This is a genomic window from Bacillus sp. RCC_6_1 (genome assembly GCF_041360755.1).
GTDB classification, from domain to species: domain Bacteria; phylum Bacillota; class Bacilli; order Bacillales; family Bacillaceae_G; genus Bacillus_A; species Bacillus_A cereus.
In genome coordinates, this window is record NZ_JBFUPV010000001.1 from 499,135 (window position 1) to 512,103 (window position 12,969).

The following is a 12,969-nucleotide window of genomic DNA, read 5'->3' on the forward strand; positions in this document are numbered from 1 at the left end:
ATCATTTCTCGTGTTAGGAAGCTCACACCCTTGGCTTCCCTCTCTGTAAACCGTAAAAATGATTTCGTGTCCTTATCATTACTTTTTCGTTCATGTCTATTTGTTAACTTATTATAGTTATCAAATTTTTAAAAAGCAAGCCTATTTTTACTAACTATTTTCAAAATAATTTTTTATTATATTTCACAATAGCATTATGCAACTGCCACTCAATTTACCTATTTTGTCATTTCTCCAGTTTATAAATCAACGGTTCATATATAAAGTGAAACTTTAATCAGTGGGGATTTTGTTCATCCCCACTGATTATTAGCCTTCACCAATCGGGCTTTTACGGGCAGTTGATCCCCACCTAACTTCTTTGCTTTCGCTGAATTTTGAGGTAGGGGTGTTACTGCCCGTTAATGCGGGATAAATCCCCATTCTAAAACCCGTACATACTCACCTTACAAAATTATATCAATAAAATTTTTAATACAATCTTTTTGTATAACTTTCTTCTAAAGAACGTGCAACATCTTCTTCTGAAGCATTCACTTTCGCATGCTCTAACAACATTTTTGCTGCTGAAGGTAACTCTTTTTTATTTAACCAAGATTCTGGATCCCATATCTTCGAACGAATAAACGCTTTTGCACAATGAATGTAACACTCTTCTATTTCAACAACAATTCCAAGCAACGGATTACGTCCATTCGCCTGCATTTCTTTCAAAATTTCTTCATCGTTTGTAATATACGCTCGGCCATTTATTCTAAGTGTCTCCCCAAGACCTGGAATAAAAAAGATTAGTCCTACACGTGGATTTGAAATAATATTCAAAATGGAGTCTATACGACGATTTCCTGGCCTTTCTGGAATGATAATTTTATTATTATTGAGCACGTATACAAATCCAGGTGCGTCTCCTCTCGGCGAGGCGTCACACTCCCCCAACTTATTTGCAGTAGATAATACTAGAAAAGGAGATTTAGAAAGGAAATCTACACAATGGTGGTCTAATGATGAAATAACTTTTTTCAATGCTCGCTCACTTGGTTTCCCCAATATTTTCCGTAACTCTTCCTCTGTTGAAATAATCGATTTTATTTCCATACGCTCTATCTCCACTTATAATCGCCCCTTTTTCTTTATTTTCCCAAAATTCAATACGAATATTGTATAATAAAATTTGCAGAAAGGGGAATTAAAATGACAGAGTGGTTAACAATATTTGATTCTGAAAGAAATACACTTGGGAAGAAATTACGCGATGAAGTGCATCGTGACGGTGATTGGCACGAAACATTTCATTGTTGGTTTGTAGAAAAAGATGCTAAAGATATATTCTTATATTTCCAATTACGCTCTAAAAATAAAAAAGAAGCTCCACTTATATGGGATATTACTTCAGCTGGACATATTATGCATGATGAAGATGTACAAATTGGTGGTCTTCGTGAAATCGAAGAAGAATTGGGGCTTTCCTTTCAAACTACTGATTTAGTATACAAAGGAATCTTTAAAATAGATTATGAAATTTCAAATCTTACTGATCGTGAATTTTGTCATATGTATTTTCACAATGTCATCAATCCACTTCCATTCGCACCAGGTGAAGAAGTAGACGATGTGATGAAAGTACATGCAACTTCTTTTCTACAACTATTAAATGGTGAAATTTCATCTTTTACAGCTATTTCTGTTTTAAACAATAAACCAATTACAATAACATTTGAAGATATTTATCCGTATGATCTTGCATACTATGAATTTGTTATAGAGAAAGGAAAAGAATTATTAAAAAATAATAGTTTATAAATAAAATAGGACTCTTAGCATTATATTGCGTGGAGTCCTATTTTTCATTATTGCTCAAGTGCCTTCAATCTTTTCTCTACTCGTATGAATAAGCGAATGATTAGTACTAGCATAAAGATCATTATAGCTAACGTTGTATGGGAGTATCTAAACAGTATACTAATAACACTTCCAATTAACATCATGATGAATCCATTTTGCTTCATCACTTCTGCACTATACCTGTTACCCGCACCCCATAATTCCTTATTTTTCATAGATCGTTTCGTACGATAACCATATGCCGCATTAATATCGGTCGGTGGATTCTTTTGAAGAATAATTGCCGCAAGTATAAAAATAATACTAATCAATATGCTTATTCCTATGTTTACTAGTGCATAAATCAATTATATCCCCCCTAACTTACACTTTCATTATACGACACAAACCTTATTTTTCCAATTTATAACACATTTACTTTCTTTCTTTTGATGTCTGGAACATACTTGGAAGTGTTACAAAACGTGCCCCTTTCGTTTTTAACTGCGGAATGATTTTGTCTAGTGCATCTACAGATCCTTGTAAATGCCCACCTGGTGTTGAATGTTGGAGGATGACACTTCCAGGAAATGAATTCCCTAACACATTATTTGTAATCGTATCAGCACTCACACCTTTCCAATCAACCGTATCAACACTCCACTGTACAATCATAAAATTTTGCTCTGTGGCCCATTTTAATTGATTTTCAAGTATTTCACCGTATGGCGGACGTATAAACTTCGGTGCATAACCAGCTAAACGATTTAATATTTCTTCCGTTTTTATAATTTGATTACGGTACTCATCCTCATTTACTTTCGCTAAGTTCGGATGACTATACGTATGATTACCAATTACATGCCCTTCATTCGCAATACGCTTTACTACGTTCGGAAATTTTTCTGCGTTTTCACCAAGTAAGAAGAAAGTCGCTTTTACATTATGTTGTTTTAACTTATCTAAAATTTTTGGCGTAAATTCTAAATCTGGTCCATCATCAAATGTAAGAGCTACTTCCGCTTTATTATACGGTCCGGAAAATGCGTACGCATATTTTTCAACCCATGAAAATGGTGTCCACGATCCACGATCATCTGCTTTCATTTGTACTTCATAGCTTTGAGGGATATATGCGTATGGCAATGCGCTTATATATTCTCCATAATAAAGTGAGTTATATGGCATATAAGCATACGAAACATCTCGTTCTAGTCCCCATTGATATGGAGTAAACATTTGTGGCGAATAAAAATAATACATGATAAAAAACCTCCCTAAATTTTCATATGTGATTCATCTGCACTTTGTTAGAGAAATTGTTATTCATAAACAAAAATAAGACTGTCCTTAATTAGGACAGTCTTACTGCTTTATATTATTAATAAATTGATGTACTATCTTTTGGCAAAGTTTTCACATGTTTTAAATAGTTCGTCACTTTATCATCATCTTCTTGCGGATATTGATATTCATACGTGTTAGCGATTTCGTTCGCCACTTCCCTAAATAAATCACTCATGACAAAGAATGACTCCCATATGTTTTCATATTCAGCATTAGAAAATGTCCTTTTAAATTGCTCCCACATATCTTCTTCAATATATTGCTCGAAATGCTTTCCAAACTTCCCTGTATTAACTGTAAAGTCTGTTTTCATACCAATATGCCATTCTAGCATTACGATGAACATATCTCGCACTGGTCCTTCAAGCATTCCTTTTGCATAAGAAAGTTCCTCTCTCCATAACCCTTTTGCCACATTTGTACTACACCACCAAAATTCATTACAGCAATCCAAAAACTCTTTTTCTGTAGGCTTTTTTATTAAGTAATCCTTATCGCTTGCTGGCGGGAATCCTTCCATACAATTATCTTTATCAAGAAGCAGTTTACTTAAACTATCTTGTCCAACGAACTTTTTTATTAACTCAACTGGAACTAGCGTTAAATCAATCCGATTCCCATCCATGAACTGCATTAAATATGGAAACTTCCCATCTTCATCTGGTTGAACTAACGACATTTCTTCTGGCATTTGTACTATCATTATTTCTCCAAATCTATGAACCCAATTATGATTAGACGTAAAAGATTGTATATCATTTACAACATACATAATATCATAGTCTTGAAAACAATCTCTTTTCACATTTGGATTTACACGCGATCCATTCATGATAACTGCTCGAATTCTTTCATCCTCTTTTGCTATATTTATAATTACGTCTAACATTTCTTTTTCAGTTCTCATCTACTTATATCCTCCAATTTTTTAATATATAATATAGTGTTATGTATATTGGAGGTCCACGAGCTAATCTCGTTATACACGATACATGTTATAATTTTTGAAACTTCTTTTTCATCCCTTTTTCCTCCTTACATCACTCTTTTACAACTGCCATCCCTTTCAATTTCCCAATGCTTTCTACCATTCACTTTTAATTATACCGAAAATTCTGTCTCGAATACAAAAAATAAAGAAAGGACATCTACCCCTTACAGAATAGATATCCCTTCTTTTAAAGTTAAATTTAATTCCTATGGATTAGTAGACCAAAGCCCAGCAGATTTAATAAATGTACGTTTATTTAATTTCAGCTGCGCTACGATAAATTCTGCAATATCTTCTGCTTGCATTACTTTATCAGGGTTTCCATCAGTTAATCCTAAATCTACAGCCATATCAGTTGCTACTGTACTTGGAGTTAAAGCTGTTACACGAATGTTATGTTTGCGAACTTCCATCGCTAACGATTCTGTTAAGCCAAGGACACCAAATTTAGAAGCACTATATGCACTTGTTACAGGTGCACCTTTTTGTCCTGCTGTAGATGAAATGTTAATGATATCACCAGATTGTTGTTCAATCATGCTCGGTAAAGCTGCACGAGTTGCATAGTATACACCCATTAAGTTTACTTGAATGATTTTTTCCCAATCAGCAACGTCTAGTTCTAAAAACTTACCGAATTTAGAAATACCAGCGTTATTAATTAAAATATCGATAGATCCTAAACCATTTTTTAACGTTTCAATCGCAGTTGTTACTTCTTCGCATGAAGAAACATCAGCAGTTGCAATAACAGCTTTTACACCTTCTGCTTCTACTTCTTTTGCTACAGCTTTTAAGTTTTCTTCTGAACGAGCTAATAAGCCTACATTTACGCCTTCTTTCGCTAATGCGATTGCTACAGCGCGACCAATCCCTCTACCTGCTCCTGTAATTAAAGCATTTTTACCTTGTAATAATTCTGCCAAGTATAACACTCCTTAATCATCTCAGTTATGTATTATATTAAAATTGTATCTATGTTTATGTAAAAAGGCAATGATGCACTTTCATGTGCGTAGGTTACTTGTAGGTAACTATAGAAAGTTTTTATTTATAAGTTTCATTTTTTTACCATTATTCATGTAAAATAAAAACAAATCCAGCATAGGGGAGTGTATGAGTATGAAAAGCGAAGGAAAAGCTTTTCAATATAATTGCAGTAACGGTAAATGCATTTTTAAAGAGAAATAGTGTTAGAAGGTTCTCCTTCTAACACTATTTCTCTTCATGATTCGGCATACGCACAATAAATTCAGTACCTTTTCCTTCCTCACTCTCCACTTTTATCTCTCCTTGATGAAGGTCGAGTACTTTCTTTACAATAGCTAAACCTAAGCCACTTCCTCCATAGGCACGATTTCGTGAAGAATCCGCTTTATAAAAACGCTCAAAAATATGTTGTTTCTGTTCTTCTGATATACCAATTCCTGAATCACGGATACGCACTTCCACTACTGTCTCATGTTCCTTTAACTGAATAGTAATCGTACCACCGCTTGGAGTAAATTTAATACTATTATGAATTAAATTAATCCACACTTGACTCATACTTTCTTGGTCAGCAATAACATATACTTTTTCTAAATCTAGTTCTAACTCAATTTCTTTTTCAGCCCAGAGTGGTTCACTATTTAACACAATTTGCTTTAATTGTTGATCTAATCGATAGCTCACTCTTTCTGGTGTATACTCTTCTGATTCTAAAAGAGTTAGCTTTAGTAAATTTTGACTTAGTTTAGATAATCTCGTTGTTTCAGTTTCAATAATGGTAAGATAATGCTTTCTTTTTTCCTCAGAAAGATTATCGTCTTGTAGTGCTCTAGCAAATCCTTTTATAGAAGTTAACGGTGACTGTATTTCATGAGAAACATTCGATACAAACTCTTGTCTCATTTTCTCCATCGTATTCAGTTCATCTGTCATATCATTTATACTTTTTACGAGCACGCCAATTTCACCATCATACTTTTCTTCATTTCTTATTTTTACGGAGAAGTCTCCTTTTGCAATTTTTTGTATCGGTTCAATAATAGTCCAAATCATCGCCTCTCGTTTTGGTCTCATTAATATTCCAATCAATGTCCAAATAAGAATAATAAAGACAAAACCGACCGTATCACTAATTAGAAAAGCAACAAACGGCGATACGTTTACGTCAAAAGCATTCAATATACTAGTTGCTACATAAAATGCGATAGACCAAATTATAGTAAGAAAAGAAAAGAGCGCTAATACCGCTCCAAATACTTTCAGCATCTTCAACTTACTCATTCGTTTTCTTTTTCTCATTTACTTACCTCTAAGCGATACCCTAATCCTCTTATTGTTTTAATACTAAATTTCGACTGCTCTTCTTGAAACTTCTCACGTAACCGATTAATATGAACGTCTAGTGTACGTTCATTCCCTTCAAAATCATATCCCCATATTTCTTCAATTAATTGCTCTCTCGAACAAGTTCTTCCCGATTTAGACCCTAAAGTAAAGAGCAGCTCAAATTCTTTTAACGGTAATGTAACCGTTTGTTCTCCAGATGTAACTTCGAATGTTTTACGATTTAATAATACATTTCCAACTTGAATCGATTGGGAAACTGTAATTTGGTAACGTTTCAATAATGCCTTTACTCTCACTACTAATTCTATAGGGTCAAATGGTTTTACAAGATAATCATCTGTCCCAAGGTGAAATCCTTTTACTTTTTGTGATGTTTCCCCTTTGGCAGTTAGCATCAGAACCGGGATATCATAGTATTTTCTTAATTCAAAACATACATCAAATCCATCCATATTTGGCATCATGATATCAAGAATAACCATATCAACTTTTACGTCATCCATTTTCTGAAGTGCATCTACTCCATCAATTGCCTCATATGTTTGAAAACCTTCTCGTTCTAAAAATACCGAAACGAGTTCTCTAATGTGTGGATCGTCATCTACTATTAAAATTTTAGGTATCAAAGGAACCATTTCCTTTCTACTTAGCATCTAATATATTTTATAATGCACCCTCTTTAATTTTCAATTGTTGCGTTGCAAACTCACGATACATATCATGCGTCTGTAATAATTCATCATGCGTACCACTACCTGTAAGATTCCCTTTTTCAATAAAGACAATTTTATCTGCATCTACAACAGTAGAAAGTCTATGCGCAATCACTAACGTTGTTCTGCCTTTCATTAAGTTATTTAACGCTTTTTGAACGACAGACTCAGATTTACTATCTAAGCTTGAAGTCGCCTCATCTAGCATAAGAATTTGCGGATTTCGAAGTAACGCTCGGGCAATGGCAATTCGCTGTCTTTGTCCCCCAGAAAGCTTCACACCGCGTTCTCCAACTTCTGTTGCATAACCGTTTGGTAAGTCATGAATAAATGCATCAACATATGCCATTGCTGCTACTTTTTCAATTTCTTCATCCGTTACTTCGCCCTCGACGCCATAACAAATATTATCACGAATTGTTCCATCAATTAACGGACTATCTTGTGATACGTAACCGATTTGACGTCGCCATGACTGTAATGAATAACTCGTAATTGATTCTTCCCCTAATTTAATGGCGCCACTAGTTGGCTCATAAAAACGTTCCAGTAATGAGAATAACGTTGTTTTCCCACTACCACTTGGTCCTACAATCGCTGTCACTTTTCCAGATTCAATTGTGAAATCAATATTTTTCAAAACTTGCTCTTCTTCGTTATACTCAAAATGTACATTTTCAAGAACGATCGGTTGCTTAGCATTTGTCACTTTCACACCAGTTTCATGATCTTCTACTTCATATTCTAAAATCGTACTAATTCTTTCCGTTGCACCAATTGCCTTTTGGAATTGTGTAAAGAACATAGATAATTGACTCATTGGCATTACAATTTGAACTAAATACAAAATAAACGCTACAAGTTCACCGGTTGTTAATGCACCGCTAGAAACTCGCATCCCGCCATACCCTACGATAATAACAAGTAGTGCCATTAAAACAAACGACATAACTGGCGAAATTAATGCTTGCACTTTTCCTTCTTTCAAACCAAATTGTAATAACTTTTGTATACCTGTATTACCCGTTTCATATTCTCTCTTTTCTGTATTTGAAGATTTCACTAAACGAATTTCTGATAACACTTGCGTTAACACACTTGTAAAAGATGCAGTTTCATCTTGAAGCGCTTTTGAAATCTTATACATTTTTCGTCCAAGTGGAACTAAAATTAACACAGACAACGGAATAACCGTTAAAAGTAACGCAGTCATTTTCCAATCTAAAACAAATAATACAATTAACGATCCAACAATTGAAATACCACCTGTTAATAAGTTTGACAAATGCTCAGAAATTAACGTTTTCACAACACCTGTATCATTCGTCATACGGCTAATCGTATCACCTGTTCTATTTTGATCGTAATAAGATACCGGCAAGATAAGTACCTTTTTCCACAAACGTTCTCTTAGTCCCGCTACAATCTTCTGCCCAATATAATTTAGTAAATATATAGACAACCCTGCCGCAATAGTTTGCATTACAAAGAAAGCAATTAACCCAACAATTTGTCCTGCACTAATTGAAGAAAGCGAAAAATTATCTACTAATCCTTTTGTCAGCATAGGAATAAATAAACTCGCTCCCGTAGAAAGCAAACTCATTAACAACGCAAAAACTAAAATTCCTTTCGGAGGATTTGTATCTTGAATAAGGCGTAAAAACTGCCTCCAACTCCCTTTTTTCTTTATTTCATTTCTAACTTCCATTCCTGTTCATCTCCTCACGTTAAACAAAACTGTTCTTTCTAAAATTAGAATACGATACAAATGTAAACTGAATGTAAACACACTTTTTCTATTTTTACAAAATATACATAAAAACTCATCTTTACAACAGATATAAACATCTGATATTATTACCTGGTACTTAATATTATTCTATGTAAATTATAGATAAATAATTTAAAACACGATATAAATCTCCAGTTAGTGAAAGGAGTATCCTTTTTGCAAACAAATATACATTCTGAAAAGGAAACAATTATTTTTATTCATGGATTAGTTGGTAATCGTCGCGCCTTCAAAAAAGAGCAAAAACGATTTTCTGCCTCCTACAACATTATAACTTATGACTTATTAGGTCACGGTGATGATAAAGGAGAAGCAATCGACTTTTCATTACAGCGCCTCGTAGATCAATTATTAAACTTATATGAACAAGAAGGTATTAAAAAAGCACATATTTGTGCGCTAAGTTACGGCTGTTACATCTCTACAATTTTTGCACAAATGCATCCAGAAAAAGTATTAAGTATTTGTCATATTGGAGGACATTACAATAACCCTTCTCGTTTATATAATGTATTTCAAAATTTTTGGGAGAAGCGAGGAGATGAATACTCTAAATGGCTCTCTCAATACGCAAATACTATTTTTCCAAGCGGTATATTAAAAGCAAATCCGTTCGCAGTCATTTCAAGAAATATTTACTACCGTTTCGGATTACAATTACATTCATCCATAATTGCCCAGTCATTACGACATCGGTTAGAATTCGATTTAAAATCTAAATTAAAATCACTTCCTCACCCTATACTATGGGTAATGGGAGAGCATGATCATCTCTATAAATCTTGTCTATTTGATTTGAAATCTATTTTGCCTAACGTTCTATATAAGGAAATACCGTTAGCGGGACATGCAGCGAACTTATTTCGTCCTAACTATTTCCATGACTTATATGATCGATTTTTAAATGGAAAGTTAAAATAAAAACTATTAAACTTCCAATTTATTCAACTATAAAAAGGCTTCCCAAGTTTCCTTGGAAAGCCTTTTCTCTATACGAAAAGTATATAAAACTACTTTTTCTTAGTATGCTTTTGTGTAACCTAATAGGTGCTTGCTCCAGTAAGAGTTACTTACAGAACTAATACGTACACCAGTTGCATCTGTTTCTGCACTAATGAACTGACCGTTTCCTAAGTAAACACCCATGTGAGAAGGACCTGATTTATAAGTATTTTGGAAGTATACTAAATCACCTGGTTGTGGATTGCTAGTTTTTGTTTTAGAGCTCCAGTATCCAGCAACTGTTTGACGAGCGCCTTTATGACCAGTTTGATTTAATACGTAGTGAATGAATCCACTGCAGTCAAAACCAGCAGGTGTTGTACCAGCAGTTCTGTATGGTGAACCATTTAAAGATCTAGCGAATCCAGCGATTGAAGATGTATCTCCACCTGTTGTTGGTTTTTGTACGTCTTTACCTGGTTGTTGAACGTTATTTGTAACATTATTGTTATTTGTAACGTTGTTTACTCCGCCTTTTACAAACTTAACGAAGTCTGCACTTACGTAACCTGTGCGGCCGTTATGGTTAATTTTGTACCAACCATTTTCAGCACCAGTAACGTTTAATACTTTACCATTTGTTACTCCACCGATTACAGCGTTGTATGTAGCTGGGCCTGTACGTACTTTTAAGGCACCAGTGTTAACAACATAAGAACCACCAGTTTGAACTGTTGTAGTATTGTTGTTTGTAGTTGGTTGTTGTGTTTCGTTAGATACAGCAGAACCACCTTTTGTTACGAAGTCTTTGCTTACGTATCCAGTTCCACCATTGAAGTTGATTTTAAACCAATCTTGTACTTCACCTACAACTTGTACTGTTTTACCTTTGTTTACAGAACCTAATACTGTATGAGATGTACTTGGGCCTGTACGTACGTTAAGTGAAGAAACGTTTACTGTGTAAGTACCTGTTCCTTGTTGAACAGTCGTTCCTGTTTTGCCACCAGTCGTTACGAAGTCACCACTTACATAACCTGTTTGACCATTTACGTTTACTTTGAACCAACCATTTTCTTGTCCAACTACTTGTAGCACTTGGCCTGATTTTACTTTAGAAATAACGTTATGTCCTGTACCAGCACCTGAACGAACATTTAATACATCAGCAGTTACTGTGTATTTTAATTCAGAAGTTGTTTCTACAGTTTTTGTTTCAGTTACAGTCGTTTGAGTTTGAGTTTGAGTTTGTCCATTAATTTCTTTTAGCGCTTCATTTGAAACTTGTGCATGAGCAGAATCCATTCCTGGAACTGCAACGCCAGCTACAGAAGCTGCTGCTAAACCTGCAATTACTTTTTTCATAAGTTGTCTTTACTTCCTTTCCCTACTATCCTCTTAAAAAAAACTAAAACTTTAATACTTTACAATATTATCAAAGTAAAATATTCATCCAGTTCCATTTTTTAGCAAGAGTTTTATTTTTCACACAGAGTTCATTTTAAATGAACAAAGTGAAATCCGTGTGAACTTCATGTGAACTTTATCATTAAACACAGTGTTTTTGCAATGTTTTTTTCAAATTTCTTATATATCGCATGAAAATTCGACATTCTATTTAATATTTTAATATAAAATATCCCTTTTCTATCTATTATAAAAAATTCTATTAACCTAATACAAACTCAAGTATGTATTTCCTTATAAAGCTCCTTACATGAAGTATACTTTCATCATGACAAAAATCACTCTATTTATCAATAGTATAATATTTTTAGAAAACTAAATTTCTATACTATCTACAATTTTGAAATAATTTGACGAATTGTAAGATTTATTTCACAAAAGCCATTTCTCCTTTAAAGAAAACACACACTATATCAACTGTTCTCTTTTTCTTATAATGGAATTTATAGGATATTTATAGTATTATATACATATCTTAATAAACAAGAATTTTAGCGAATTAATTAAAGTTTCATTCCCTTATAAAATGAAACTTTAATCAGGAAGGGTTTTATACATCCTCCGCTAATTATTAACCCTCACCACTCGGGCTGCCCATTAATGCGGAGTTTTATTGGAATAAAAAGAGGAGGCATATTTGTGAGAAATATAATAGATGATCCAATACAAAAAAACATAGAGCTATACTATGCTTTTATTCAATTCGTTTCAATGATAACATTACAAAAAGTATCAGCTATTGAAACACGTAAAAACGAATTAAAAAATCAGATGAAAAATGCCGGACAAAAAAACCCTTATTACGTATAAAAAAAGGTGAACAGGTTATATTCCTGTTCACCTTTTTAAATTATTTATAAATTTTCACACGGTCCTCTAGCGGTTGGAATTCTTTTTCACCAGCATGTACTACCGGTTTACCAAATGGCATTTGCGCAATAAGTTTCCAATTCTCTGGAACATCCCACTCTTTTCTCACTTCTTCATCAATTAGCGGATTGTAATGCTGTAACGTAGCACCAAACCCTTCAATTTCTAAAGCTGTCCAAATTGCAAATTGTAACATTCCTGATGATTGCTGAGACCAAGTTGGGAAATTATCTTTATATAATGCAAAGTTAGCTTGAAGGCTTTCCACTACTTCACTGTCTTCAAAATATAAAACCGTTCCATAACCACTTTTAAATGCATTCATTTTTTCTTCAGTAGGTGCAAAGTTATTTTCAGGTACAATTTTTCGTAACGTTTCTTTCGTAATATCCCATAATTTATCATGTTGTTCTCCTAATAAAACAACAACGCGAGCACTTTGAGAATTAAAAGCTGAAGGTGTATGTTTTACAGCATGATAAATCACTTCTTGAATTTTCTCATCAGAAACTACTTGCTCTTTACTAATTGCATAAATAGATCTTCTGTCTTCAATTGCTGAGTAAAAATCTTTTGCCATCATAATTCCCTCCAATTTTCAATTGAGGCTATTTTATATGTATATATCATATTACGCCCCTCAAACTTATTATTAATAAGCTTATAACTTTATAATATCACAGCAA

Annotated in this window: 13 protein-coding genes and 1 pseudogene; 4 read left to right on the forward strand and 10 right to left on the reverse strand. The window is 33.7% G+C overall.

Translation table 11 applies throughout. From position 1 onward, the window contains the following. Positions 1–471: 471 nt before the first annotated feature. Entirely contained in the window at positions 472–1,110 is a 639-nt protein-coding gene (locus AB6801_RS02495; protein WP_061457078.1) for a pyridoxamine 5'-phosphate oxidase family protein, read from the reverse strand. Positions 1,111–1,191: 81 nt separating this feature from the next. On the opposite strand from AB6801_RS02495, the gene AB6801_RS02500 reads away from it, so the two are divergent. Continuing rightward, a complete protein-coding gene (locus AB6801_RS02500; RefSeq protein ID WP_097999031.1) occupies positions 1,192–1,800 on the forward strand; it encodes an NUDIX hydrolase in 609 nt (202 codons plus the stop codon). A 47-nt stretch (positions 1,801–1,847) separates the two neighbouring features. On the opposite strand, the gene AB6801_RS02505 is transcribed toward AB6801_RS02500, so the two are convergent. The 4 genes from AB6801_RS02505 to AB6801_RS02520 form a co-directional block, all read right to left on the reverse strand. Then, positions 1,848–2,186: an SdpI family protein gene (locus tag AB6801_RS02505; protein ID WP_058839918.1), complete on the reverse strand. Its 339-nt coding sequence runs from the start codon at positions 2,184–2,186 to the stop codon at positions 1,848–1,850. A 70-nt stretch (positions 2,187–2,256) separates the two neighbouring features. Further along, on the reverse strand, positions 2,257–3,084 hold the full coding sequence (locus AB6801_RS02510) for a peptidoglycan-N-acetylglucosamine deacetylase (protein WP_097999030.1): 828 nt from the start codon (positions 3,082–3,084) through the stop codon (positions 2,257–2,259). 118 nt (positions 3,085–3,202) lie between these two features. After that, positions 3,203–4,075, reverse strand: a complete 873-nt coding sequence (locus tag AB6801_RS02515) for an aminoglycoside 6-adenylyltransferase (protein WP_001258541.1) — start codon at positions 4,073–4,075, stop codon at positions 3,203–3,205. A gap of 290 nt (positions 4,076–4,365) precedes the next feature. Then, positions 4,366–5,085: a 3-ketoacyl-ACP reductase gene (locus tag AB6801_RS02520; protein WP_000818979.1), complete on the reverse strand. Its 720-nt coding sequence runs from the start codon at positions 5,083–5,085 to the stop codon at positions 4,366–4,368. A 196-nt stretch (positions 5,086–5,281) separates the two neighbouring features. Between AB6801_RS02520 and AB6801_RS31235 the strand changes: the two are divergent. After that, positions 5,282–5,350 (forward strand): annotated as a pseudogene (locus tag AB6801_RS31235) (DUF3139 domain-containing protein); the annotation flags it as partial. Positions 5,351–5,374: 24 nt separating this feature from the next. On the opposite strand, the gene hitS reads toward AB6801_RS31235, so the two are convergent. From hitS to AB6801_RS02535, 3 genes are read right to left on the reverse strand one after another with little or no spacing between them, the layout of a single operon-like run. Beyond that, the gene (gene hitS / locus AB6801_RS02525) at positions 5,375–6,448 is read right to left on the reverse strand and encodes an envelope stress sensor histidine kinase HitS (protein WP_001231624.1); all 1,074 of its coding nucleotides are present in this window, start codon (positions 6,446–6,448) and stop codon (positions 5,375–5,377) included. Further along, positions 6,445–7,122 carry an envelope stress response regulator transcription factor HitR gene (gene hitR, locus AB6801_RS02530; RefSeq protein WP_000612414.1) on the reverse strand — a complete coding sequence of 226 codons (678 nt, stop codon included), beginning with the start codon at positions 7,120–7,122 and terminating at the stop codon, positions 6,445–6,447. Before hitR ends, hitS begins: the two co-directional genes overlap by 4 nt. 37 nt (positions 7,123–7,159) lie before the next feature. Further along, complete coding sequence (locus AB6801_RS02535; RefSeq protein WP_000453861.1) at positions 7,160–8,920, reverse strand: ABC transporter ATP-binding protein; 1,761 nt, start codon at positions 8,918–8,920, stop codon at positions 7,160–7,162. Between the two features lie 240 nt (positions 8,921–9,160). Here AB6801_RS02535 and AB6801_RS02540 point away from each other — a divergent pair, with 240 nt between their 5' ends. Beyond that, the gene (locus AB6801_RS02540; protein ID WP_001194306.1) at positions 9,161–9,925 is read left to right on the forward strand and encodes an alpha/beta fold hydrolase; all 765 of its coding nucleotides are present in this window, start codon (positions 9,161–9,163) and stop codon (positions 9,923–9,925) included. Between the two features lie 99 nt (positions 9,926–10,024). On the opposite strand, the gene entFM is transcribed toward AB6801_RS02540, so the two are convergent. Further along, positions 10,025–11,311, reverse strand: coding sequence for an enterotoxin EntFM (gene entFM, locus AB6801_RS02545; RefSeq protein WP_000755513.1), 1,287 nt, complete (start codon positions 11,309–11,311; stop codon positions 10,025–10,027). 741 nt (positions 11,312–12,052) lie between these two features. Between entFM and AB6801_RS02550 the strand changes: the two genes are divergently transcribed. After that, entirely contained in the window at positions 12,053–12,223 is a 171-nt protein-coding gene (locus AB6801_RS02550; protein ID WP_001244279.1) for a hypothetical protein, read from the forward strand. A 40-nt stretch (positions 12,224–12,263) separates the two neighbouring features. On the opposite strand, the gene AB6801_RS02555 is transcribed toward AB6801_RS02550, so the two are convergent. After that, positions 12,264–12,866 (reverse strand): nitroreductase family protein, encoded by a 603-nt coding sequence (locus AB6801_RS02555; RefSeq protein WP_001987122.1) that lies wholly within the window; start codon positions 12,864–12,866, stop codon positions 12,264–12,266. Positions 12,867–12,969: the final 103 nt, after the last annotated feature.